Genomic DNA, 24,169 nt, shown 5'->3' on the forward strand with positions numbered 1-24,169 from the left:
CGCTCAAGGCCCGCCGGAGCGCCCCCCGCGTCCGGCACGAGCGGCAGGCCGCAGCGCCGGAAGTGCCGTGCCGTGTGCCCGGCCCCGCGGCGCCCAGGTGTCGCGCCCGGGGGGGCCGGCGCCGCCTGGGGGGGGTGGTGGAGGGGGTGTCAGCGCTCCTCGGGGGTCGGGGGCTGCATGGCGGAGAGGAAGCCGCGGTCGAGCATGGTGTGCACGGAGGTGTCGTCGGCGGTGTTCAGGCCCGCGTCGTGACAGGCCACGCTCAGCAGATAGCGGTCCATCACCGGATGGGTGGCGAAGTCCCACTCGCCGCGGCTGGCCGCGCTTCCGTCGGGAGCGCGCAGCCTGCCGCCCGGGCTGAAGCCGAACTCGTTGAAGCCCAGGCGCAGTCCCTGGCCGAGCGCCTTGCTGTAGGCCTCCTTGAGGGTCCACAGCCGCAGGATGTGGGCGGTGCGCCCGTCCTCGGGCATCGCGGCCACCTCGCGTGCCTCGGCGGGGGTGAGGATCTGGCTGTGGAGCAGGTCCAGCCGCACCGGGCGGTCGGCGGGCTCGACGTCCACGCCGATCCGGCCGGTGCGGCTGAGGCCGACCGCCATCAGGTCCCCGGTGTGACTGAGGCTCAGTTCGATCTGGTCGAAGCCGCGCAGGTAGGGCCGCCCGCCGAGACGGTAGGCGATCTCCAGGTACTGCGGCGGGGTGGCCAGCGCCGCGGCGGCCGTGTACTTGATCAGCAGCCGTGCGGCGGCGAACCGGTAGCGCACGGCGGCGTCGGGCGTACGCCGGTAGCGGTGCCAGTCACGGCCGAGCAGTTCCCGCAGCCGGGGGGTGGTCAGGACACTGGGCAGCCACTCGCTCCATGTGGTGTACACCAGTGCGTTGCCCAGCCGCGCGAGGTTCTCCTGCACCCCGCGCCAGGGTCCCGCCGGCCGCGGCACATGGAGGGGCACCGCACATCTCACCCGGTTCATCGTCGTCTCCCTGCGTGTCGTGATTCTCCCGGCCCGCCCGCGCGGAACAGGGAGGCGGCCAGGGGGCGGTGGTGGGCGGCGTCCGCCCCGGGCGGGCCGGCGCAGCGGGTGGGCGGAGGGGGCGGTTCGCCGTGTCCCGGCGCCGGCGTCATGGGTGGGCCGGGAGGCGCTGGGCAGGGGCGGTGCCGTCCGGGCGGCTCAGCCGGCCAGCTGGGTCGCGTACAGGTCCAGGCTGTGTCCGTCGCGGCAGCGCTGCAGCAGTTCGGCCAGGACGGTGTGTTCGGCCTGGGCCGGTACGTCGGGGACGTCGGCGCCGAGTCTGCGGCCGATGCGTCCCAGGGCGAGCACCGCCCAGGCGGGGTCGGCCAGGAAGGCGTCGCCTGCGTCCTGGTGCTCGAAGACACCGAGGCAGGCCGCCGCGGCCAGGACGAGGGCGTAGCGGTCGGCCAGGGCGCAGGCCTGCGGGTCGAAGGCGGTGCCGCCGGCGGCCGGCAGGGCCGCGCACCGTGCGCGCAGCACCTTCAGCTCCTGGACGAAGGCCCGCGCCAGGGCGGACAGGACCCGCTCCAGCGGGCCGCCGCCGGCCCGGGCGGAGAGCCGTTCGGCGGCGCCGATCAGGGACGCGGTGAGCAGGTCGTCGGTGCCGGAGTGCGCGAGCCGGCGGTGGTCGAGGACGGGCAGCGGCGCGCCGGGGGTGAACAGGGCGGCAGGCGGCTCGGCGGAGCGGAACCACGTCGTACGGGCCAGCGTGGGCAGCTGGGGCACGAGCACCGCCTGGCACACGGCTGTTCCCGCGTGCCCGAGTCCGGCCACCGGCAGGTCGCGCGCGAGTTTCTGGAAGCCGCCGTAGAGCGGGCCGCGGTCGTAGCCGCGGGCGCCGAGCACGGCGGCGAGCTCCTCCAGGTTCTCGCGCAGCAGGTCCGGCATCGTGTACTTGACGGCTGCGGCGAGCAGATAGGCGTCCTCGGGCAGCAGGCTGAGCGCGCGCAGTCCGGTGACGGCCATCGCGTCGCAGGCCAGCAGGTCGGCGAAGACCCCGGCGAGCGCGCGTTGCCGGCGGCGCGAGGGCCGGCCCTCGGGGCGGTCGGCGGTGGCCGCGCGCACGGCCTGGCGCAGGACGCTGTCCACGCCGGCCAGGACGGTGCCGGGGATGAGGCAGTGGCTGATCTGGAAGCTGCGCAGCGCCAGCGACACCCCGTCGCCGACCTCGCCGACCACGGCCGTGGCGGGCACGGGTACGTCGAGGAGCTGCAGTCCGCAAAAACGCGCTCCGCGCATGCCGGGCGTGTGGATGCGCTCCAGCCGCCGTATCTGTCCGCCGGCGGGCGGTTGGGGTCCCAGCAGCAGTACCGAGTGGCTGTCGGGGCCGTCCTGGGCGCGGGTGCGGGCGTAGGCGACGAAGGTGTCGGTGCGGTCGGCGTTGATGACGGCGTCCTTGCGGCCGTTGAGGAGGAACCCGCCGCCGGGGGCGTCCACGGCGCGCAGTTCGTGCCGGAGGATGGCGTTGGCGTGCGCCACCTCGCGGTGCACGATCGAGATTCGTCCGCCGCCGCTGAGCACCCCGGCCAGGGTGCGGCGCTGGGCGTCGTCGCCGGCGGTCCACACGGCCGAGGCCGCGAACAGCGAGGTGATGCCGAAGCCGTAGCCGAGCGCCAGGTCACGGCGGAACACCGGGCGCAGGATGCGTGCCAGCCGTTCCAGGTCCCGAAGGTGCCCGCCGAGGTCGGCGGGGACGAACTCGGCGGCCAGGCCCGCCTCGGCGAGCAGTGTCTCGGTGGCCTCGGGCACCTCGCGGGCGTCGTCGGCGCGCAGCAGCGCCAGGTGGCCGTGGGGGTTGGCGGGGTCGAAGGGGTCCGCGAGCGCGGCCTCCAGGCGGGCGGCCCGCTCGGGTTCCCCGCCGCGGAACCCGGCCGGGTGTCCGGCGACCGGGTGTCCGGCGACCGGGTGTCCGGCGACCGGGTGTCCGGCGACCGGGTGTCCGGCGACCGGGTGTCCGGCGACCGGGTGTCGGGGGGCCGGGTGTCGGGGGGTGGTCACAGGACACGCACCGCGCTGAGGGCGTACTGCGTGGCGTACTGCAGCACCAGCATCCCCGCCTGTCCGATCCGCTCGCGCACGTGCCGGGCGGCCCGTGCCGTGTCGGTGCCGGGGCCCAGGACGGACGGGACGCTGCGCTCGTCGAGGAGGATGTTGTGCCGGGCGGTGAGGTGGACGCCGCTCTCGTCGGGTTCGAGGAGCCATTCGCCGGTGTGCGCGGTCAGCAGGGGTGAGGTGCGGGTCTGCTTGTAGACGATCCGGCCGGCGCCGGGAAAGCAGATCCGCACCGACTCCGTCTCGTGCGCGGTGCCGTCGACGGTGAGGCTGCCCATCGACATCACCTGCACGCCGGGGGCCTTCTCGGACACCTCCAGGGTGCGTACGTGCGGCAGTCCGGCGGGCCAGGACTGGGCCCGGTAGAGGAAGTCGAAGATCAGCTCGGCGGGCGCCCTGACGTGCACGGTGTCCTCGAAGGACAGGGTGAGGCCGTCCAGGTGCCGCCAGCGCTCGGCCATGAAGGCCAGCCGGTCGAGCTGGGCGCGGCTGTTGGCGGCGGTGACCTCGCGCACCCAGGACACGTCGGCGGGCGCGTCGTCGGCGACGGTGAAGCTGTGCTCCAGGGTCACCCGGCAGCCGTCGCCGAGCGGTCGGACGGTCCACACGCCGCTCATGGAGGTGAGGGGGGCCTCGGGCAGGTCCTGGGTGAACTGAACGCGCAGGGCGGAGACGTCCAGGTGCCGGCTGGAGACCCAGGAGCTGACCTTCTCCCCCGCGACGGCCCACAGGCGCAGCCGCTCCCGGCTGCCGTCGAAGTCCAGTTGCTCCACGTGGACGCACGGAGGGAAGAACAGCGGCCATTGCGTGGCGTCGGCGATCAGCCCGTACAGCACGCCGGCGGGGGCCGAGGCGGTCACGTCGCTGACGGCACGGTGCACTCGCGGTTCGGGCATCGTCCACACCCTTCGTTGTTCGAGGCGGCGTCGCCGCCGCGCCGGCAGGAGGCCCCCGGCTGCGCCTCTCGCCCGTGCGGCGGTCCCGCGCGGCACGGGCGGCATCCGGAGGGTGGCCCCTTGGTTTCGGCGTTGTCGGCGGCCGTTGCTCCGACCCTGTCCGGAACCGCTCGTGATGCGCACGTGCCCGGCTCGATCCGTGCTGGAGCCCGGCCGGTAGGGCGCAGGCCGCGGGCTGCGCCGTACCGGCGTGTGGGCCGCAGCACCCCGGCGCGCCACCAGGCAGGTGGCGCCGGCGCGTGCCGGCCTGCCGCGCCCGGGGGGCGGCGCGCCGGGGCGCCGCGTGCGGGCGCCGCTCCAGCGGGAGGCGGCGCCCGCTCGAGGGCCGCGGCGGACGGTGGCCACCCGGAGAACGACGACCGAGGAGGCCCCGCGGTGAAGCTGCTGCGCCCCTGCCTGCGTCTTGTGCGGAGCCTGTGGGACGCTCTGGTGGTCTACGGACTGCTGTCGGTGTGCGGTCAGACGTCGGCGTACGAGGCCGCGGCCCGCCGGGCGCCGCTGCGGGGCCTGCCTCCCGGCCATCCCGAGCGCCTGCGCGCCGATGTGCCCCTGTCTGCCCTGGAGCGCCGCCTGGCCCGCGAGCTGTCCGATGCCGGGCCCGGTCACCGGGGGCCCGCCTAGCCAGGCCCTGGCGTCACATTCCCGTCGTCGCCCGAAGGGCGGCCTGGCGGCGTCGTGGGGGTACCTCCCGGTCGAGCGCAGCCGAGACCGGGGGAGCGTGCTCTCGACGTGCCGGGCACTGACCCGCGTACCGGACGTACTCGGGTCAGTGCCCGGTGCGTCGAGAGCACGTGCAGGGCGTCGCGGGGCAGGCGGGAATGTGACGCCAGGACCTAGGGCTGCCGCGGGCCCTGCCGTGCGGTGCGCGGTGCCGTGGTGCGCGGTGCCGTGGTGCGCGGTGCCGTGGTGCGCGGTGCCGTGGTGCGCGGTGCCGTGGTGCGGGGTGCCGTGGTGCGGGGTGTGGGAGCACCCGCGCCGGCCGGGGCCCTCGGCGGCACGTGAACCGGGCGCGCGGGCCCAGACGATCGGCCGGGAGCTCGCCTGGCCGCCTCGGTCCTGGAGAAGCTGCTCGGCGGGCGGACACCGCTGCTCCCGATCTACCGGGCCATGCTCGTCGACGCCGGACACAACCGGCGGGCCGCGCGCGACCGCAACGAGTCCCGGGGCGGCTGACGGCGCAGGATGTCACCGGGCATGTCTTCGACGCCGGCCACGACCTGGCGGAGGACGTGCCGCAGGAGATGGCCGCCGCCGTTCTTGCGTTCCTGGCCGCGCATCTGCGACCGGCGACGTGAGCGAAGCGTGCCCGGCTCATCGGCAGGTCAGGCGTGGGGCGCTTTGAGGACGGCTGCGGCGTTGAAGCCGCCGCGGCCGCGGGCGAGGACCAGGGCGGTGCGCAGGCCGGGCCGGGGGCGGGGGTGGTCGACGACGAGGTCGAGGGGGCAGTCGGGGGCGAGGGGGCCGGTGCCGGTGGTGGGCGGGATGACCTGGTCGCGCAGGGCGAGCAGGGCGGCTGCCAGGTCCAGGGAGGAGCCTCCGGCGGCCAGGCGGCCGGTCATCGTCTTGGGCACGGTGACGGGTACCCCGTGGGGCCCGAACAGTGCGCACAGCACGGCGCTCTCGGCGAGGTCGCCGGCCCGTTCGCCCGCGCCGTCGGCGAAGACCACGTCGATGTCCGCCGGCGTGAGCCTTGCGTCGGTGAGGGCGAGTTGGGCGGCTTCGCGCAGCCGGGGTGTGTCGGGGCCGTCGAAGGTGGCGGCGCAGCCGGCGACGATGCCGTAGCCGGTGGCGCCGCGGGCGGCGGCGGCTTCGGCGTCCTCCAGGACGAGCAGGGCTCCGCCCTCCCCCACCAGGTGGCCGTCGGCGGCGGCGTTGAAGGGCCGGTAGGCGCGCAGCGGGTCGGCGGTGCGGCTCATGCGGCCGTCGGCCAGGTGGGCTGCCCAGCCCCACGGGCACAGGGTGGAGTCGACGCCGCCGGTGACCATCAGCTGGGCGCCGTCGCGGATGCGGCGCCGGGCGCGGGCGAGGGCGTCGATGCCGCCGGCCTGTTCGCTGATGATGGTGGAGCCGGTGCCGCGCAGCTGGTGGCGGATGGCGATCTGTCCGGGGCCGGCGCCGTGGAAGAAGCCGGAGGCCTGGTAGACGCTGACGCTGCGGGCGCCTGTGTCCCACAGGGCGGCCAGCCCGCGCTGGCCGAACTCGGTGCCGCCCGCGGAGCTGGCGGTGATCACGCCGGCCGTGTGGCCGGGCAGGCTCTCGGGGTCGGCGCCGCAGTCCTGGAGGGCTTCTTGGGCCGCGCAGAGCATCAGGCGGGTGGCGCGGTCGGTCTCGGGCAGCAGTCTGCTGGGGACGTGGTCGGTGTCGGCGAAGTCGCGGATCTCGCCGGCCAGGCGTACCGGGTAGCGGGTGGCGTCGAAGCGGGTCAGCGCTTTGATGCCGCTGCGGCCGGCCAGCAGGGCCTGCCACCAGGCGTTGGTGCCCAGTCCGTTGGGGGCGGTGACGCCGATGCCGGTGACCAGGACGCCGGCGGCGGGGTCCGGGCCGGGCCGGGTGGGGGCTGCGGCCGGGCCGGCCGGGGGGGGCTGGCGCATCGTCACACCGCCTGCTTCAGCTGCGGCTGGGTCAGGACGGTGGCGCTGTGGAAGCCGCCGAAGCCGCTGGCGACGCTGAGGACCGTGCTGGTGCGCATCTGGCGTGCGATCAGCGGGGTGTAGTCGAGGTCGCAGGTCGGGTCCGGTTGGCGCAGGTTGGCCGTGGGCGGCACGGTGTCGTGCTGGATGGCCAGCGCGCTGGCCGCCACGTCCAGGGCGCCGGCGGCGCCGAGGGCGTGTCCGATCATCGACTTGATGGAGCTGATGGGGATGGAGCGGGCGTGGTCGCCCAGGCCGGCTTTGATGGCGTGGGTCTCGTGGCGGTCGTTGGGCCGGGTGCCGGCGCCGTGGGCGTTGACGTACTCGACGTCGACCGGGTTGAGGCGGGCCTCGTCCAGGGCGGCCCGGATGGCGGCGGCCATCTCCTGTCCGCCCGGGCGCAGTCCGGTCATGTGGTGGGCGCTGCTCAGGGCCGCGTACCCGGACAGTTCGGCGTAGGCGCGGGCGCCGCGGCGGCGGGCGTGTTCGAGTTCTTCCAGGACGAGGACGGCGGCGCCCTCGCCGAGGACGAATCCGTCGCGGGTGCGGTCGAAGGGGCGGCACGCGGTGGTCGGGTCGTCGTTGCGGGGGCTGGTGAGCCGCATACGGTCGAAGCAGGCCATGGTGATCGGGGAGATGGGTGCTTCCGCGCCGCCGGCGACGACGATGTCGGCGCTGCCCTCGCGGATCAGGTCGGCGCCGTGCCCGATGGCGTCCAGGCCGGAGGTGCAGCCGCTGGAGATGAGGCCCACCGGGCCCTGGGCGCCGATGTCGCGGGCGACGACGGCCGCCAGCGAGCTGGGGACGACGTAGTCGTAGAGGAAGGCGCCGGCCCTGGTGTGGTCCACCGTCCAGGTGCTGCCGAAGTCGCTGAGGATGGCGTACTGGGTGGCCATGGCGGTGGTGCAGCCGATCGCGCTGCCCAGGCTCACCCCGGTGCGCAGCGCCCGGGTCTCCGCGCGGGTGTCGGTGGCGTCGTCGAGGCCGCTGTCGGCGATCGCCTCGCGTGCGCTGACCAGCGCGAACTGGGCGACGCGGTCGAGGCGTTCGGTGTCGGCGAGGGTGAAGCCGTGGGCGGCGGGGTCGAAGTCGACCTCGGCGGCGACCTGGGAGCGGTAGCCGGAGGCGTCGAAGAGGGTGATGCCGCGGGTGGCGGTGCGCCCGGAGGTGAGCAGGGACCAGAAGCCGGCGGCGCCCACCGCGCTGGGGGCGATGACCCCGATGCCTGTGATGACGACGCGTTTCATCGCTGTCCCCTCGTCGCCGGTGCGGCCAGGCGGTCGCGGCAGGCGCGTGCGACCAGGTGCGGCAGGTCGGGGGAATCGGCGAAGAAGTGGTCGCCGGTGACGGTGTGGCTGACGATGGGGCCGGTGGTCCAGCGCTGCCAGTGGGTGAGTGTTGCGGGTTCGGTCAGCGGGTCGTCGCTGCCGGCGAAGACCAGCACGGGGCAGGTGACGGGGCCGCCGGTGGCGGGGTGGAGGGCGGCGGCGCGCAGGGAGGCGGCCAGGCGCAGGTCGTCGCGCAGCACGGGCAGGACGCTGCGCCGCCACAGCCCGCCCGGGGAGGCGGAGGTTCCGCTGGGCAGGGAGCCGAGGTTCTCCAGCAGGGGCAGCAGGTCGGCATCGGGCAGGTCGGCGGCGCCGACCAGGGCGGTGCTGGTGTGCGGGGGCGGGCAGGCGCCGACGGCGAGGAGCAGCGGCGGCGGGGCCCCGGCGTCGGCCAGGGCCCGGGTGAGGGTGTAGGCGACGAGGGCGCCCAGGCTGTGCCCGTACAGTGCGTAGGGGCCCAGGCGGGCCGCGGTCAGCAGGGGGGGCAGCAGGTCGGCCAGGAGGGCGGCGCGGTCGGTGATGCGCGGCTCTCGCCGGCGGTTCTCGCGGCCGGGCAGCGGCAGGGGCGTGACGTCGAGGGTGGTGCCGGCCGCTGTGGGCCAGCGCCGGTAGCTGGCCACTCCCGCGCCGGCGTGGGCGAGGCAGTAGAGCCTGACCCGCCCCTCGCCCGCCCCGTCGTCTCGCGTCCGGGAAGCCATCGCTCGCCCTCCTGAGAATGTGGTCCTGTGCCGCGCAGGGCTCTGCTGCGGCCTGTCTCGCGCCTGGCCCGGTGCCTGCCCGCGCCGGTGCGGACCGCACCTGAAAGAGCGTGACGTGTGCGACTCGGGCGGCGCTCGACCGGCACCGGCCTCTCCGCGGGCCCCCGCCCCCTCGGTATGCCTGCCGTTGTGCTGCTCCGGCCGCCTCGGCGTGTGCGTGCCGTTGTGCTGGTCCGGGCCGTTTCCGTGTGCGGGTTCGCCGGTGCGTGTTCGCGGCCCGGGCGGGTGCCGGTTCGCCGGCGGTTGCGCCGCGTTCAGGCGGCGTACAGGTCGAAGGTGGAGGTGCGCCGGGGGCCGGAGAGGATGTCCAGGTGCGGGTCCACGGCGAGCATCGCCTGGTGCATGCGCTGCAGTTGGGGGGAGGGCTCCACGCCGAGTTCGTCGATGAGGCGCTGGCGCAGCCGGCGGTAGAGGTCCAGCGCGGCGGCCTGCCGGCCGGAGCGGTAGAGCGCCAGCATGGCCTGTGAGTGCAGCCCTTCGTGCTGGGGGTGACGGGCGATGAGGTGGGTGAGTTCGGCGATGAGTTCGACGTGCCGGCCGAGTCGGAGGTCGGCGTCGATGCGGCGTTCCTGGGCGACCAGGCGGCTCTGGTCCAGGCGCATGACCTCGATCTCGAGGATGGGTCCGACGCGGACGTCGACGAGGGCGGGGCCGTCCCACAGCTGCAGTGCCTGGCGCAGGAGGGTGGCGGAGCGTTCGTCCTGGCCGTCCTCGAAGGCCTGCCGGCCTTCGGCGAGAAGCCGCTCGTAGCGGTAGACGTCGACGGACTCGGCCGGTATCTGCAGCAGGTAGCCGCCGTAGCGGGTGGCCAGGACGTCCTTGGCGGTGCCCGGGGCGCCGGGGCCCATGGCGGTGCCGAGCATGCGGCGCAGCTGGAGGATGTACGTCTGGAGCGTGGTGAGCGAGCTCTGCGGCAGGTTGGTGCCCCAGATCTCCTCCATGAGGGTGGGCACGGGCACGACCCGGCCCGGGTAGAGCGCCAGCAGGGCCAGGATCTGGCGGGGCTTGCCCGCGGTGGGAACGATCGACATTCCATTGACGTCGGCGTTCAACGTGCCCAGAACTTTTATCTCCATGATTCCTCCGAGCCGAGTCGTCCTTCGGTTGCGCGTTCGGTTTTCGACTCTGTGAATAGTGGCCTGCCGCAGCAGCGTTTGTCATTGCCGACAGGCACAGGCTAGAGGAATCTGATCTTCTTTTGAGCCGCGCGCCAGGCAGGCTCGAGAATTTCTTGAGTCTTTTTGCAGCCGGACCGTTCACCTGTGCTGACGTCCGGCTGATATACCGCTGACATCGTGTTTTCGGGGCGCCTTGGCGGTGGCGGGCCTCTGTCCCGCAGGGGGCGGGGGCTGTTAGTTTTCCGGCCATGGCGAAGGAAGCTCACGGCACCTGCCCCGGTCGTGGTGCGGCCCCGGCCGCCCGGGAGATGCTGAGCCGTCTCGCGAAGCCAGCGGGGTCCGCGCCCCCGGACTCCGCCGGTTTCGGCGACGCGCTGCGGGGGTGTGAGTTTCTGCCAGAGGTGCCCGGCAGGACGCTGCCGGCCCTGCCGGGCGCCTGCCGTCGCCGCAGCCTTCGGGCGGGCTTTTCCGGTCTGGGGGCGGATGCGGCCTGAAGCCCCTCTCGAGGAATCCTTCACGGGCCCCTGAAAACAGCTGGTGAATCCGGCGCGGCGGCGGCCGGGCAACTATCTTCACCCGAGGAAGAAAGCCCCCGGCGTATTGTCTCCGAGAAATTTTCCCGGAGATCGTTCCCGGTGGGTGATTCGGCCGCCCCTATCCGGGTCCGGCCGACGTTTCGCTGGTTTTCTCGGGGCAGGACTAGATGGAATTTCAGGTTCTTGGTTCGGTCCAGGTCCACGACGAGCGCTCCGGTGTCCTCGTCGTGCCCACGGGCGCGAAGCAGCGTGCGCTGCTGGGCACCCTGGTGGTGCGGGCCGGCCATCTGGTGCCCACCGGGCTCCTCGTCGACGAGCTGTGGGGCGAGCACCCGCCGGCGAATGCGGCCAATGCCCTGCAGGCCCATGTGGGCCGGCTGCGGCGGCTGCTGCCGGGGGCGGTGCCGGGCTCGGGCGAGCGGCATCACCCGTTCCTGGTGACCCGTCCGCTGGGCTATGTGCTCAGTCTGGGCCGCGCCGAGACGGACGTGCGGCGCTTTCGCCGTCTGGCGCAGCAGGGGCGGGCGCTGGCCGGCACCGATCCCGCCGGCGCGGCCGAGGTGCTGCGCCGGGGCCTGGCACTGTGGCGCGGCCCGGCCCTGCAGGGCAGCGGGCGCGGCGCGGTCTGCTCGGCCGAGGCGGCGCTGCTGGAGGAGATGCGGCTGACCGCTCTGGAGCGGCTGTACGAGGCGGAGGTGCGCACGGGGCGCGGCCAGGAGATCACCGGCGAGCTGGAGGAGCTGACGGCCGCTCACCCGCTGCGGGAACGCTTCTACGAGCTGCTGATGAGCGCGCTGCACCGCTGCGGCCGGCAGGCGGAAGCACTGGGCACCTACGACCGGGCCCGCCGCGCTCTCGTGCACGACCTGGGCATCGAACCGGGCCCGGCGCTGCGCGGCTGTCTGCAGACGATCCTGCGCCAGGACCCCTGGTCCCCTCCCCCGGCCCCGGCCCCGTCTGCGGCCCACATCCCCGCGGCGGCGCCCGCTCCCGGGGCGGGAGCGCCCGGCACCGCTCCGGCGCCGGCACCACCACCGGCGGCGGCCGCGCCTGCGGGGGGCGGGCATCCGGCGGCCGGGCATCCGGGGGGCGACGTGCTCGGCGTACGGGCGTTGTACGAGGAGCTGCTCCGGCTGCGCGGCCACGTCGAGCGCCTGAGCCGTGAACAGCGGGCTCTGGCCGAGCGCCTGGACCAGGCGGACGGGGACCGCATGGACGGGGACCGCCCGGACCGGGTGGACCGCATGGCACGGGCCGGCCGCGTGGACGGGGCGGACCGCGTGGAGGGGGTCACCCGTGTGGAGGGGGCGCGGGCGGTGGGCCGTTAGAACCCGTCTTTGAACCCTGCTACAGGGCCTGTTGCGGGTCGTGTGGCAAGAATGACGATCTCCTTCCGTCCGCCGATGGTCGGCCGTGTGCAGGGACCTGCCCGGCCCGGGAATTCACGAGGAACTTTCCGCTGTCTGAGCAGGTGGACTCCACCGATACGCCTCACCGCAGAGGTGCCATCATGCGGCACGTCGGCCTTGATCGACAGAAAATCCCGGCCAAGGTGACGCAAAATCAATTGATTGAGCGGCCTGGACTTGATTGGCGCCATGATGCGTACCGGCGATCAAACGCCTGGCCTGTTTCGGACTGCGGCCGTGGCACTCCGGTACCGAGAGCAGAAACATGGTCACCGATTTTGAACTGGATCTTCGTATCGACCTCGACGAGCTTCCGGTCCTCGGCCATGATCTCCTCGTACCGCGCCCGGGAAACGCCCGGCCTTCGTGCTCGTGGGCATGACGCCCACCACCCTTCGGCACGGGACGCCGGCACTCCCTCCGCCGGCGACAAGTCCCGGCCTCTGCGCGCAGCATCCTGCCGCACGAGACCCATGGCTGCGGCCGGTGAGGCGGTGCGGCTGGGGTGGCGGTGGTGCGGGCCGGGGGCTGTGTCGGTGGCGCCGGGTGCGGCGCCGCGGAAAACCTCTCAGCGGCCTGCCAGTTCGGGGCCGCGGGTCATCAGGCGGGCTCCGGCGGCGCCGGCGGGGGCGGGCGATTCGGGGCGGGCCATGAGGACCGAGCGCTGGAGGCGGCTGAGCGCTGTGGAGGGTTCCAGGCCCAGCTCGGCCACGAGGGTGGCGCGCAGCCGCTGGTAGACGCTCAGTGCCTCGCCGCGCCGGCCGGAGCGGTGCAGCGCCAGCATGAACTGGCCGTGCAGGCTCTCGTGCATGCGGTACTGCTTGACCAGGACCGTCAGTTCGGACAGCAGCTCCCGGTGGCGGCCCAGCCGCAGGTCGGCCTCGATGCGCTGGTCCAGCGCGCACAGCCGCGACTCCTCCAGGCGCCGGATCTCCATGTCGATCCGGCCGCCGGCCTGGATGTCGGTGAGCACCTGGCCGTTCCACAGCGAGAGCGCGTCGGCCAGACGGCGCGCGGCCGCGGTGTAGTCCTCGGCGTCCATGGCCCGGTAGCCCGCGCCCGCGCGCCGCTCGAACTCGCGGAAGTCCACCGTGCCGCCGCGGCTCTCCAGGCGGTAGCCGCCGGGGACGGTGGTGAGGACGTCCTTGGCGGTGCAGCGTTCGTTCGCGTCGTGCGCCAGCGCCCCGGCCATCAGCTCGCGCAGCTGCAGCACGTACGTCTGCAGTGTGGTGCGCGCGCTGCGCGGGGGGTTCTCGCCCCACAGTTCCTCGATGAGCGTGGCCACGGAGACCACCTGGTCGGCGTTGAGCGCGAGGAGGGCGAGGACCTGCCGCGGCTTGGGCGCCGTAGGGACGACCGACACTCCGTTCTCGCGCACCGACAGCGCACCCAGCACTTCGATGTCCACGTTCTCCCCCTGGAGTCAGGCTTCAGGACCGATGCATCTCGACCCGTGACTCCATAAAAAAACAGCACAGTCGGTTTGTCAATACCAGACTCGCTTTACTGTTTATGACGATCATCCAGCCACACCCGAGGAAACGATCACGCCACGGAGGGTGATCCGGCACCGGACCCGCCGCGAAAACATGCCCTACAGGGGCATTTCAGCCGCGGGAGATCGCAGTGGTTGCCCTTTGAATCAGACTGCCGAGACCATTGAAGGGCAAATAAAAAGACTGTGTCGTCGGATTAGTGGGTGCCGTGGGGCTTCAGGGCGGGGAGCAGTTCCCTGGTGGCCAGCGTGGGCAGCAGCAGCTCCCAGAACCTGGCGATGGTCTGGCGGGAGAGCCAGTCGCCGTCGCGCCTGGCGAGCACCTCGAATCCCGCGGTCGTGGCCACCACGGCGGTGGCCACGGCCAGGGTGGAGACGTCCGTGCGCAGTTCACCGGTGCCGGCGGCGCGTTCGAGCAGGTGCTCGACCCAGTCCTGCCAGTGCCCGCAGACGTCGGTGGGCCTCTCGCGGCCGGCGTCCCGGCCGAGTTCGAACCCCGCGCGCAGCACGACGTCGGCACGCAGCTGGCGCGCGAGCTGGTGGGTGGTGTCCACGAGGTTCTGCAGGCTGCCGCCGGCAGGGGGCTGAGCCACGATGTCGCGCAGGCGCAGGGCGGCCGCGTCCGCGACTGCTTGCGCCAGCGCGGTCTTGCTGGCGAAGTGGAAGTGCAGGGCGCCGTTGCTCACCCCGGCCCGCGCGCTGATGGTGGTGAGCGAGGCGAGCGCGTATCCCTCCCGGTCGAAGACCTCGGCCGCGGATCTGATCAGCTTCTGCCTGGTGCGTGCCGCCCTTTCCTGTTTGACCATCGCGTGCTCCGTTACTGAGGGGGGTTGCCGTGCTTGCGCGAGGGGAGGTCCGCGTGCTTGGTGCGGAGCACGGTCAGGGAACTGATCAGCACCTGGCGGGTCCTGGCGGGGTCGATGACGTCATCGACCAGACCGCGCTCGGCCGCGTAGTAGGGGTGCATCAGCTCGGCCTTGTACTCCTTGACCATGCGCTCGCGCATCGCCTCGGGGTCCTCGGCCTCGGCGATCCGGCGCCGGAAGATGACGTTGGCGGCGCCCTCGGCACCCATGACGGCGATCTCGTTGGTCGGCCAGGCGTAGCTGAGGTCGGCGCCGATGGACTGGGAGTCCATGACGATATAGGCACCGCCGTAGGCCTTGCGCAGGATCAGCGAGATCCGGGGCACGGTCGCGTTGCAGTAGGCGTACAGCAGCTTCGCGCCGCGGCGGATGATCCCTTCGTGCTCCTGGTCGACGCCGGGCAGGAAGCCGGGCACGTCCAGCAGCGTGATGACCGGGATGTTGAAGGCGTCGCACATCTGCACGAACCGTGCGGCCTTCTCGCTGGCCTCGATGTCGAGGACGCCCGCCAGGGACTGCGGCTGGCTGGCGACGATGCCGACGACCTGGCCGCCGAGGCGGGCGAGGGCGCAGATGATGTTGCGGGCCCAGCGCTCGTGGACCTCCAGGAAGTCGCCGTCGTCGACGATCTCCGCGATGACCTCGCTCATGTCGTAGGGCCGGTTGCCGTCGGCCGGGACCAGCTCCACCAGCGCGGGCGAGGTCCGGGTCTGCGGATCGGTGCACGGCGTGCACGGGGGGAACTCGCGGTTGTTCTGCGGGAGCATCGACAGCAGGTAGCGCACCTCGGCGATGCAGGTCTCCTCGTCGTCGTAGGCGAAGTGCGCCACCCCGGAGGTCTCGGCGTGCACGTCCGCGCCGCCCAGGCCGTTGTGGGTGATCTCCTCGCCGGTGACCGCCTTGACGACGTCCGGGCCGGTGATGAACATCTGCGAGGTCCCGCGGACCATGAACACGAAGTCCGTCAGGGCGGGACTGTAGGCCGCGCCGCCCGCGCACGGGCCGAGCATCACACTGATCTGCGGGATGACACCCGAGGCCCGGGCGTTGCGCTGGAAGATGCCGCCGTAGCCCGCCAGCGCCGAGACACCCTCCTGGATCCGCGCGCCCGCACCGTCGTTGAGCGAGACCAGCGGCGCACCGGCCGCGATGGCCATGTCCATGATCTTGTGGATCTTCGCGGCGTGGGCCTCGCCCAGCGCCCCGCCGAAGATCCTGAAGTCATGGGCGTAGACGAAGACCGTACGGCCCTCCACCGTGCCCCAGCCGGTGATCACACCGTCGGTGTACGGCTTCCTGGCCTCCAGACCGAACCCGGTGGCCCGGTGCCGGCGCAGCTGCTCGACCTCGCTGAACGAACCCGCATCCAGCAGCAGCCCGATGCGCTCGCGGGCGGTCAGCTTGCCCTTGGCATGCTGCGCCTCGGTCGCCTTCCCGCCGGGGCCGGCCAGCGCCTCGGCCCGCACCATCTGCAGCTCGGCCACCCGCTCGCGCGCGCTCGCCGCGTCCGCAAAAGCCCGGGGAATGTCATTGAGGACCGTCATGGGACAACTCCCTCCTCGCGGTGCGGCCAACGACCCCTACAAAGTAACAAACCGTAAGGACGGTTTGTAGGTGGCGCGCACACGAAATTTATCATGCGGAATGCCGGCTTCACTGCCAGCTGTACGGAGAGCGGTAGCCCCCTCGCGCCTGCCCGGGGCGCCACAGCGGGGACTCGGCCTGCCCGGAGTCGGCCTCCGGGCCCGGCGCGGACAGCAGCACCGTCAACACGACGGTGACCGCGGCCAGTTCCTCTGGTGTGGCCCGGCCCCGCTCCACTCGAAGTACGGCGTCCGTGCTGCTCATCCGGCCGGCTCCCCCCTCGTCAAGCTCCCCGCAACCGTCGGCCACCGGGCTCGAGAACCGCTTCCGGCCCGGTGGAGAGGGGCCGGCCGGCCACTGCACCGCCGGGAGGGAAGCGAGCGCCGGGAATCTTCCGGGCAACCCGTTCCGGGAATCTGCCGGGGAGCCGGGGCCGGGGGGCTGGGGGCGGGGAACCAGGGCCGGGTCTCCTGGCGGAGGGCAGAACCTCCCCCGTGGGCCATCGGCGGGCCGGGGCCATCACGCCGGACGAACGGCGGGTGCGCATGCCGACACCCGCCCCGCCGTGCTCCGGGACCGCGCGCCGGGAGGGGCCCGGCTGGCTTTGCTCACGAAAGATGACAGCGCTTCTACGGGGGAGGTTCGGGAGGCGCCCAGGTCCTGGGCAGGGGTCAGCATGTCCACGGGTTTCGACAGCGGGCGGAGCTGTGCCGCCGTTGGGCGTCGTGCCTGTTCGGTTACGGGGGCTCTGGGTCACGACGGTTGAAGCTGCCGTTGCGGCAGCTTCAACCGTCGTGACCAGGGCCGGAGAAACCGGCCCGGCGACACACACGTGCGGGAGTGGTGATGGACTGGCCGATCGCGGAGGTGGCCCGGATGCCGGGCGTGACCGCCCGGACACTGCGCCACTACGACGAGACCGGCCTGTTGGCGCCGGCCCGGATCGGCACCAACGGTCACCGCTACTACGGGGAACGCCAGCTCCTGCGGCTCCAGCAGATTCTCGTGCTGCGGGCGCTGGGTGTCGGCCTGCCGGAGATCGGGCGGATCCTGTCCGAGCAGGTCGACGAGGTGGACGCCTTGCGAAGTCACCACCAGCGCCTCCTCGCGGAGCGGGACCGGATCGACGTCCTGGCCGGCACCGTCTCTCGCACGATCGCCGAACTGGAACAGTCCAGGAAGGACGACCGTGCCATGACCATCAACCGTCCGGAGAACCTCTTCGAGGGCGTGACGCCCGCCCACTACGAAGACACCATGCGCGACTACCCCGAACTCGCACACGAGATCGGACAGCGCGCCGCCACCATGAGCCGGGCCGACGCCGACACCGCGCACCGTGAGCGCACCGCGCAGATGATCCGGCTGGCCGAACTCATGGCAGCGGGCCACCCGGCCGACGCCGCCCCCGTCCAGGCCGAGATCGACGCCCAGTACCAGGCCCTGGCCGAACTGCGTGCTGTCTCCGCCAACGGCTACCGGGCCCTCGCACACTCCATCGCCGACAACGAGACACGGCGCGCCGCAGACGAGGCCGTCACGCCCGGGCTTGCTGTGTACCAACGCGATGCCATGGTGGCCTACGCCACCACCCGGCTGAACTGAACCACAACGCAGCCGCCGTCGAGGGCCAACGATGGCGGCTGCACCGCATCACGCCAGGCCAGGCCAGGCCAGGCCAGCGATGTTCGAACCCGGGGGCTGGCGGCCGCACCTCAAACCGGGTGCTGCCCATTCTCATGAACAACGACTTCCTTCACCGGAGCCAGCCTCCCGAGGAGTTCGACAGCCACTGCCGGAAGCCGTGAACAAAGCCACCCGGCGTTCGGTCACCGCATCGCGCCGGTGACGAGTGGTCCGCGGCCGCTCCCGCCGGCACCCGGGTGGCGGGTACAAGGACGGGAGGTGTGAGGAGCCGGTTGCCAAGCTCCGGCAGCACCCGGCGCCGGTGCCGGGATGCTGCGCCGGTGCCGGGATGCTGCGCCGGGTGATCGGCCCGCCGGGTCCGCGGCCCTGGTGCGGGGCGGCGGGCCGGGCGGGCGGGGCGGGCGGGGCGGGCGGGCGGGGCGGGCGGGCGGGGGCGTTCAGGAGCCGAGGAGCACCGGCAGCGAGCGGTGACCGTGGAGCATGAAGGTGGGCATCGGCTGCAGCTCGTCCGGCGGGCAGGCCAGGGACAGATCCGGGAAACGCCCGAAGAGTTCGGCGAAGGCGACGCCGGCCTCGATCTCGGCGAGCGGGGCCCCCAGGCACCGGTGCGTTCCGTGGCCGAAGCCGAGGTGCCCGCCGCGCCGGGTGCGCAGCACATCGAAGCGCGCGGCGTCGGGCCCGTGGCGTTCGGGCTCCAGGCCTGCCCCGTGGAAGGCGACGATGATGGCATCGCCCTGCTTGATCAGCACCCCGTCCAGGTCGATGTCCTGGACCGCGTACCTCAGGGGGGCGAACGCCGGGGGTGTGTGGACCCGCATGGTCTCCTCGATCACGTCGCTCCAGCCGGCGCGGCCGGCGCGTACGTGCTCCAGCTGCTCGGGGTGGGTCAGCAGCGCGGCGACCGCGTTGGTGATCAGGACCGCGGTGGTGTCCTGCCCCGCGGCGATCATCATGAACAGCGTGCCGAGCAGTTCCTCCTCGGACAGACGGTCCTCCTTGTCCCGGGCCTCGATCAGCGCGGTGGTCAGATCGTCACCGGGCTCCCTGCGCCTGGTCCTGACCAGCCCGGCGAGCAGCTCGTAGGCGCGCAGACGCGCGGCGCTCACCTCACCGGCCCCCAGGGTGCTGCAGAAAACCGTGCTCAGGGCCGCGCTCAGCTCGTCGGTCGCGCTCCCCCGGGGCACCCCGTACAGCTCGCAGATGACCCGCAGCGGCAGCAGGTCCGCGTAGCAGGTGCGCAGGTCGACCTCCGTCGCGGGCGGTGTGCGGGCCAGGCCGTCCAGGAGCTCGCGGGCGATCCGGCGGACCTTGGGACGCTGCGCCTGCGAGCGCCGCGCGGTGAACGCCCCGGCGATCAGCCGGCGCAGCCGGGCATGGTCCTGCCCGTAGGAGAAGAGCATGTTCTCGTTGGCCACCCACGGATACAGCGGCCACTCCTGGGTGATCTTCCCTTCGATGAACGCCGGCCAGTGCCTGCGCGGGTCACGCGAGACACGGTCGTCGGTCAGCAGCCGCTCGACGTGCTCCTGCCCGACCACCGACCAGGCCAGGACCCCGCCCGGCAGCTCCACCCGCACCGCGGGTCCCCGCCGGCGCAGCGCCGCCGCCTCCGCGGCGAGGTCCTGCCCCGTTATGTCCAGGGCATGAGGACAGGCAGTCGTTTTCATCGGCGTTCCCCCCAATGGGCTCGGTCCCCTGATGCGGTGCGACGTATCCATGCGACGTATCCGTGCGGGATGTCCGTGCGGCGTGTCCGTGCGAGGTATCCGTGCGAGCTGTCCGTCTATCCGCGCGGCGTGTCCGTGCGAGGCGTCCGTGCGGCGTGTCCGTACGAGGTATCCGTGCGAGCTGTCCGTCTATCCGCGCGGCGTGTCCGTGCGAGGCGTCCGTGCGGCGTGTCCGTACGAGGTATCCGTGCGAGCTGTCCGTCTATCCGTGCGGGATGACCGTGCGGCGTGTCCGTGCGAGCTGTCCGTCTATCCGCGCGAGGTATCCGTGCGGCGTGTCCGTGCGGGATGTCCGTGCGGCGTGTCCGTGCGAGCTGTCCGCACAAGCTATCCGTGCGGGAGTCCGTGCAAGCTGTCCGTGCGAGGTATCCGTGCGGCGCGTCCGTGCGGGATGTCCGTGCGAGCTGTCCGTCTATCCGTGCGGGATGACCGTGCGGCGTGTCCGTGCGAGCTGTCCGCACAAGCTATCCGTGCGGGAGTCCGTGCAAGCTGTCCGTGCGAGGTATCCGTGCGAGGTATCCGTGCGGCGTGTCCGTGCGCGCCGCGGGCCGCCGGCCGGGTCGCGGGCCGCCGGCGGCCGGCCGAGCCGCGGCCCGGGAGCGGCGCTGTCAGTCGAGGGCCAGGGCTTCGGCCTCCTGACGCAGGCGCATCGCCTGTTCGTAGACGCGGGCGCCGCGGTCCGGCGCCATGTCGAGCTGCAGGAGCACGGCCGGAACCGCGATGCTCGCCATCAGATGCCGCTCCACGGAGGCCACACGCTGCGGCAGGTCGGCATGGCCCGTCATGATCTTCGACAGGATCTGGGCCCCGGTGAAGGCCGCCACGAACACCCGCGCGGCGTCCTGGACATCGGTATGGGGCAGCACCTCCCCCTTGGCCTTGGCCCGGCCCAGCAGCTCCACATTGTGCTCGATCCAGCCCGCCATCGGGATCTGCCGGTTCAGACCGTCCTGCGGGTACCCCTGCTCGACCGTGAGCCTGATACTGCCGCGCACCAGCGGATCACCCACGCTCAGCATGTGGGCGAGCAGGAACGTGGCATCCAGGCCCTCCTGCAGGACCAGCTCCTGCGAAGGCGGCCGCGGCACCGAGCTGAGCTGATCGGCCAGCACCTCCTGCGCCAGCTCCTCCTTGGAGGAGAAATGGAAGTACAACGCCCCCTTGGTGACCTTGGCACGCTGGTGGATCTCCGAGATCGTCGCCGCCTCGTACCCCACTTCCGCGAAGACCGCGGCGGCGGCGGCCACGATCGACCGGCGTGTTCTGATCGCACGTTCCTGCAACGCCATGCCCCACCTCCGCTAACGGAAACACACCCTCAAAAAAACCGGCAGGTTCGTATTCTCCCACCGCCCGGAGCAAGGATCAAGGGAGCCGCGACCTGCCCGAAATATGGCCATAGGCCAATCTTTCGAGCCCACGCCACCAAAAGAAACCCCGGCGATGGTTTCTCTCCATCTCCCCCTCACCCCGGTGAGGTGGGACATAGCGGACCTCTCCCCCGCCTGAACCGGGCATTCCGTTCTGGATGCGGGCAGGGATCCGCCGGGAGATCCGTAGCGGACCGGTCACGCTTTGCATTTCTTTGACTTGTTAGAAAACCGGTAGGTCAGTATCTTCTTGGCTCATCGCACGCCAGCCTTCCGGATTCCGAGACAACGGGGGAGAGGGCCATGGTCCTTCTGACAGCCCAGCCCGAGGAAGACTCCACAGCGTCCAGCAGCACCGCCGCCCCGCCGCAGACACCCGCCGGCCAGGGCATGCGCCCGGCCGGGGAGCCGGCGCCGGGCGGCTTCGCGCCACCGGCCGCCACGACCGCCGGGGAACTGACCCGCCTGCTCTTCGACCGGCACGGCGAGCGCGACCTCGTCCACACCCCCTGGCGCCGGCTCATCGCGGACGAAACGTTTCGCCACCGCCCGGGCCTGTCCCCCGCCGAACAGGTCGAGCAGTCCTACCAGCGCCTGCGCCTGGTCAACGACACCGTGGACGACGCCGAACGCCTCGCCCGCGACCCGGCCCTGCTGGCGAGCCTGCACGAATGGGGCGCGATCGTGGACGGCGGCGGAGGCCTGTGCACCCTCGCCAGCATCCACTACAACCTCTTCCTCGGCAGCCTCCTGGACCACGCCAAAAGCGCCCGGCGCGACCTGTCACCGTTCACCTCCATGCAGCGCACCGGCACCTTCCTGTGCACCGAACTCGACCACGGCAACGACAGCTTCGCCCTTAAGACCACCGCCGAACTCGACCCCGCCACCAACGAGTTCATCCTGAACACCCCCCACCCCGGCGCCCAGAAATTCATGCCCAACACCAGCACCACCGGCGGCCCCAAGACCGCCGTGGTCGCCGCCCGCCTCATCACCGCCGGCCACGACCACGGCGTCTTCCTCTTCCTCACCCCCTTAAGCGACGAGACCGGCCTGCTCCCCGGCATCACAGTCCACCGCCTGCCCCTGCGCCCCGGCGCCCCCGTCGACCACTGCCTGACCTCCTTCACCAACGTCCGCCTGCCCCGCCAGGCCCTGCTGGAAGCCGAACACGGACACCTCGACGACAACGGCACCCTCCACAGCACCCTGGGCAACCACCGCAAACGCTTCCTGCGCTCCATCAGCCGCGTCACCACCGGCAAACTCTGCATGAGCGCCGCAGCCGTGGGAGCCTCCCGCGCCGCCCTCGCCCTCGCCGTCCGCTACGGCCAAAACCGCCACGTCAGCGGCCCCAAACCCGGCCAGCGCATCCCCGTCAACACCTACCGCACCCACCACAGCAGACTCCTCGACGCACTCGCCACCGCCTACGGCATGACCCTCTGGCACCGCACCCTGACCACCCGCTTCACCCACCCCACCGACCCCGACCCCACCGGCACCGAACGCGAAATAGCCATCGCCAAAGCCTGGATCACCTGGCAGGCCCGCACCATCGTCGCCGAAAGCCGCGAACGATGCGGCGCCCACGCACTCTTCACCGCCAACGGCATGGCCGGCTTCCCCGACTACATCGAAGGCACCATCACCGCCGAAGGAGACAACCTCGTCATCTGGACAAAAGCCGCCGCCGAACTCATCTTCCACACACCACCAAAACCCCCCACCCCACCCACCCCACCCACCGGCCCCGACCAGCTCAACGACACCCGCCACCTCCGCAACCTCCTCTCCCACACCACCACCATCTGGCAGACCCGAGCCCGCACCGCCCTACGCCAAGGACCCCCCAACGACCCCATCGCCCGCTGGAACACCGCCTCCCGCCCCGCCCTCCAGATGACCACCACCCACGCCGCCCTCCACACCGCCGACGCCTACCTCCACACACTCGACCACACCACACACCCCCACACCCACACCCTCCTCAACCACCTCTGCCGCCTCTTCCTCCTCAACCAACTCACCCCCCACACCGGCGACCTCCTCGCCCACCACCACATCAACACCCAACAAATCCACACCCTCCCCACCCTCCACGACACCACCACCGCACACCTCCAACCCCACATCACCACCCTCACCCACGCCTTCGACCTCCCCCACCCCTACCTCACCGCCATACCCACCACCCCCACCCACACCCCCACCTGACACCCACACCCTCCACTGCAAGGGGCACTGGCGACCTGGCAGGTCTCGGGCTCCCGCAAGCTTGGCCTGACCGTCGCCCGCGGAGACGTCAATGGTGGCTACGGCGACGCCTGCGAGTGAGTGCCGTGGCTCCTGCGCCTACGGTGACGAGGACCGCTCCCGCCGCCAAGAGATACGGGGTGAGCGCGTTGCCACCAGTCTCGGCCAGGTCGGTCTCCTCGGAGTGGCTGGCCGTGTGCGGGAAGGGCGCTGCAGGCACGGCCGAGTCGGAAGTGGGTCGGGGGGGCCGACAGGTGGCCTGCGCCAGGGTCACGGTGCCCTCCACCTTCTTGACGCCCAGATTCAACGGGTCCACCGAGACGTGCAACTGGAGTGACGTGGCGGCGGCCGTGGTGCTGGTCGTCTCCTTGTGGGAGAGGGCGAGCCGGACCCTGCCCACGTTCGGAACCTCCACGGTGCCACCGTCCGCCATCGGCAACTGCTTGCCCAGGGCCGTGAGGGAACCAAGTACCTGGGACTCCGCGGCCGGCTTGCGTCCGGCGGCGCAGGTCGCTGTGGCAGTCACCTCCTCCACCTCCACCACGGGCAGCACCGGCAGCCCCGGCACATGGACCCGGGCCCGCACGAGGTGGGTGGTTCCCTCCGCCCGACCGCTCGCGACATCGGCTTTCGCCATGGCGACGTCAGCCTGCAGAAGATTGAACGGGCGGTCGCCGTTGACTCCGTCGAGGGCAACGTCGAGGGTCTTCTTCTCGGCGGTCGCCGGAGCCTGCACCTCGTTGAGCGAGGCATGCAGGGGCGCCGTTCCGGCCAGCCCGACCCCGGAGACGTCCAGCGCGGCGCGGAACGCCGCTGCGGTGGCGCTGCCCTTCGACACGTCGGCGACCGGAGCGGCGGTGGCCTCCCCGGCGACGGCCGGGCCGGCCACGAGGAAGCCGCAGACCGTGAGGGCGGCAAGGCGGCGGACGGATGGGGTCAGGGCCGGGGTTCTGGTCAACGTGGGCGATCCTTGCGCGCGAAGGGAGTAGCAGAGGTGCCGTTCCTGCACCGGACGGTGATCCGGCGAGCAGGTGGCAGGGCCTCATCCTGCAAGGACAGGGGGCGGTCGATCGGATGCCACACGAAGGTTCACCGCAAGGAGGAAGCTTGGGGACTGCTGTTTGAATTGCGGACGTGTACGGCCGGTGCACACCAGGTCCGCATCGAGGGCCAGACGGTGCTGGCCTCGGGGCGGAGGTCCGGCCAGTCAGGAAGGGTGCGGATGACCTTGTGGGCAGGCACTGCGATACCGGAGATCTCCATCAGGAGCCGCACAGCCGTCCGTGATGCCGCAGGGTGCCGGGAGCGCGGACCGCGACCATGTCGGACAGCGGGAGGGACGGACCTCTGGGCCCCTGATCACTCCTTCTCCTGGATGTCTTACGCTCCGCTGACACAAGCAGTGCCTGGCGTGGCGCTGTTCTGCC

At 72.2% G+C, this 24,169-nt stretch carries 19 protein-coding genes and 1 pseudogene; 6 read left to right on the top strand and 14 right to left on the bottom strand.

Annotated elements, in window-relative coordinates; all coding sequences use genetic code 11:
• Positions 1-149: 149 nt before the first annotated feature.
• From P8T65_RS01215 to P8T65_RS01225, 3 genes are all read right to left on the bottom strand, one after another.
• The gene (locus P8T65_RS01215) at positions 150-968 is read right to left on the bottom strand and encodes a 4'-phosphopantetheinyl transferase superfamily protein (protein WP_316723553.1); all 819 of its coding nucleotides are present in this window, start codon (positions 966-968) and stop codon (positions 150-152) included.
• Between the two features lie 198 nt (positions 969-1,166).
• A complete protein-coding gene (locus P8T65_RS01220) occupies positions 1,167-3,005 on the bottom strand; it encodes an acyl-CoA dehydrogenase (protein ID WP_316723554.1) in 1,839 nt (612 codons plus the stop codon).
• The gene (locus P8T65_RS01225) at positions 3,002-3,955 is read right to left on the bottom strand and encodes an aromatase/cyclase (protein ID WP_316723555.1); all 954 of its coding nucleotides are present in this window, start codon (positions 3,953-3,955) and stop codon (positions 3,002-3,004) included. The genes P8T65_RS01220 and P8T65_RS01225 overlap by 4 nt, the downstream gene beginning before the upstream one ends.
• 435 nt (positions 3,956-4,390) lie before the next feature.
• Here P8T65_RS01225 and P8T65_RS01230 point away from each other — a divergent pair, with 435 nt between their 5' ends.
• The 3 genes and pseudogenes from P8T65_RS01230 to P8T65_RS01240 all read left to right on the top strand — a co-directional run.
• Positions 4,391-4,636, top strand: a complete 246-nt coding sequence (locus tag P8T65_RS01230) for a DUF6059 family protein (protein ID WP_316723556.1) — start codon at positions 4,391-4,393, stop codon at positions 4,634-4,636.
• A 240-nt stretch (positions 4,637-4,876) separates the two neighbouring features.
• Positions 4,877-5,017, top strand: coding sequence for a hypothetical protein (locus P8T65_RS01235; RefSeq protein ID WP_316723557.1), 141 nt, complete (start codon positions 4,877-4,879; stop codon positions 5,015-5,017).
• A gap of 69 nt (positions 5,018-5,086) precedes the next feature.
• Positions 5,087-5,310 (top strand): annotated as a pseudogene (locus P8T65_RS01240) (alpha/beta hydrolase); the annotation flags it as partial.
• 27 nt (positions 5,311-5,337) lie between these two features.
• Here the strand turns inward: P8T65_RS01240 and P8T65_RS01245 are convergent.
• From P8T65_RS01245 to P8T65_RS01260, 4 genes are all read right to left on the bottom strand, one after another.
• Complete coding sequence (locus P8T65_RS01245) at positions 5,338-6,606, bottom strand: beta-ketoacyl synthase N-terminal-like domain-containing protein (RefSeq protein WP_316723558.1); 1,269 nt, start codon at positions 6,604-6,606, stop codon at positions 5,338-5,340.
• A gap of 2 nt (positions 6,607-6,608) precedes the next feature.
• On the bottom strand, positions 6,609-7,892 hold the full coding sequence (locus P8T65_RS01250; protein ID WP_316723559.1) for a beta-ketoacyl-[acyl-carrier-protein] synthase family protein: 1,284 nt from the start codon (positions 7,890-7,892) through the stop codon (positions 6,609-6,611).
• On the bottom strand, positions 7,889-8,671 hold the full coding sequence (locus P8T65_RS01255) for a thioesterase domain-containing protein (protein ID WP_316723560.1): 783 nt from the start codon (positions 8,669-8,671) through the stop codon (positions 7,889-7,891). The genes P8T65_RS01250 and P8T65_RS01255 overlap by 4 nt, the downstream gene beginning before the upstream one ends.
• Positions 8,672-8,985: 314 nt before the next feature.
• The gene (locus P8T65_RS01260; RefSeq protein WP_184903507.1) at positions 8,986-9,807 is read right to left on the bottom strand and encodes a BTAD domain-containing putative transcriptional regulator; all 822 of its coding nucleotides are present in this window, start codon (positions 9,805-9,807) and stop codon (positions 8,986-8,988) included.
• A gap of 745 nt (positions 9,808-10,552) precedes the next feature.
• Between P8T65_RS01260 and P8T65_RS01265 the strand changes: the two genes are divergently transcribed.
• Positions 10,553-11,713 carry an AfsR/SARP family transcriptional regulator gene (locus P8T65_RS01265; RefSeq protein WP_316723561.1) on the top strand — a complete coding sequence of 387 codons (1,161 nt, stop codon included), beginning with the start codon at positions 10,553-10,555 and terminating at the stop codon, positions 11,711-11,713.
• A gap of 649 nt (positions 11,714-12,362) precedes the next feature.
• Here P8T65_RS01265 and P8T65_RS01270 read toward each other — a convergent pair.
• The 4 genes from P8T65_RS01270 to P8T65_RS01285 form a co-directional block, all read right to left on the bottom strand.
• Positions 12,363-13,202 (bottom strand): AfsR/SARP family transcriptional regulator, encoded by an 840-nt coding sequence (locus P8T65_RS01270; protein WP_316723562.1) that lies wholly within the window; start codon positions 13,200-13,202, stop codon positions 12,363-12,365.
• A 284-nt stretch (positions 13,203-13,486) separates the two neighbouring features.
• Positions 13,487-14,095, bottom strand: a complete 609-nt coding sequence (locus P8T65_RS01275; RefSeq protein WP_316723563.1) for a ScbR family autoregulator-binding transcription factor — start codon at positions 14,093-14,095, stop codon at positions 13,487-13,489.
• A gap of 11 nt (positions 14,096-14,106) precedes the next feature.
• Positions 14,107-15,699 (bottom strand): acyl-CoA carboxylase subunit beta, encoded by a 1,593-nt coding sequence (locus P8T65_RS01280; protein ID WP_316723564.1) that lies wholly within the window; start codon positions 15,697-15,699, stop codon positions 14,107-14,109.
• A 109-nt stretch (positions 15,700-15,808) separates the two neighbouring features.
• Positions 15,809-16,003, bottom strand: coding sequence for an acyl-CoA carboxylase subunit epsilon (locus tag P8T65_RS01285; RefSeq protein WP_316723565.1), 195 nt, complete (start codon positions 16,001-16,003; stop codon positions 15,809-15,811).
• A 582-nt stretch (positions 16,004-16,585) separates the two neighbouring features.
• Between P8T65_RS01285 and P8T65_RS01290 the strand changes: the two genes are divergently transcribed.
• Complete coding sequence (locus P8T65_RS01290) at positions 16,586-17,344, top strand: MerR family transcriptional regulator (protein ID WP_316723566.1); 759 nt, start codon at positions 16,586-16,588, stop codon at positions 17,342-17,344.
• A 479-nt stretch (positions 17,345-17,823) separates the two neighbouring features.
• Here the strand turns inward: P8T65_RS01290 and P8T65_RS01295 are convergent, their stop codons facing one another.
• Together P8T65_RS01295 and P8T65_RS01300 are read right to left on the bottom strand one after the other, a co-directional pair.
• Positions 17,824-19,053, bottom strand: a complete 1,230-nt coding sequence (locus P8T65_RS01295; protein WP_316723567.1) for a cytochrome P450 — start codon at positions 19,051-19,053, stop codon at positions 17,824-17,826.
• A 668-nt stretch (positions 19,054-19,721) separates the two neighbouring features.
• Entirely contained in the window at positions 19,722-20,402 is a 681-nt protein-coding gene (locus P8T65_RS01300; protein ID WP_316723568.1) for a ScbR family autoregulator-binding transcription factor, read from the bottom strand.
• A gap of 384 nt (positions 20,403-20,786) precedes the next feature.
• On the opposite strand from P8T65_RS01300, the gene P8T65_RS01305 reads away from it, so the two are divergent.
• A complete protein-coding gene (locus tag P8T65_RS01305) occupies positions 20,787-22,703 on the top strand; it encodes an acyl-CoA dehydrogenase (protein ID WP_316723569.1) in 1,917 nt (638 codons plus the stop codon).
• 88 nt (positions 22,704-22,791) lie between these two features.
• Here P8T65_RS01305 and P8T65_RS01310 read toward each other — a convergent pair whose 3' ends face one another.
• Positions 22,792-23,700, bottom strand: coding sequence for an SCO1860 family LAETG-anchored protein (locus P8T65_RS01310; protein WP_316723570.1), 909 nt, complete (start codon positions 23,698-23,700; stop codon positions 22,792-22,794).
• Positions 23,701-24,169 lie beyond the last annotated feature (469 nt).

The organism is Streptomyces sp. 11x1 (genome assembly GCF_032598905.1).
In the GTDB taxonomy this organism is placed as follows: Bacteria; Actinomycetota; Actinomycetes; order Streptomycetales; family Streptomycetaceae; genus Streptomyces.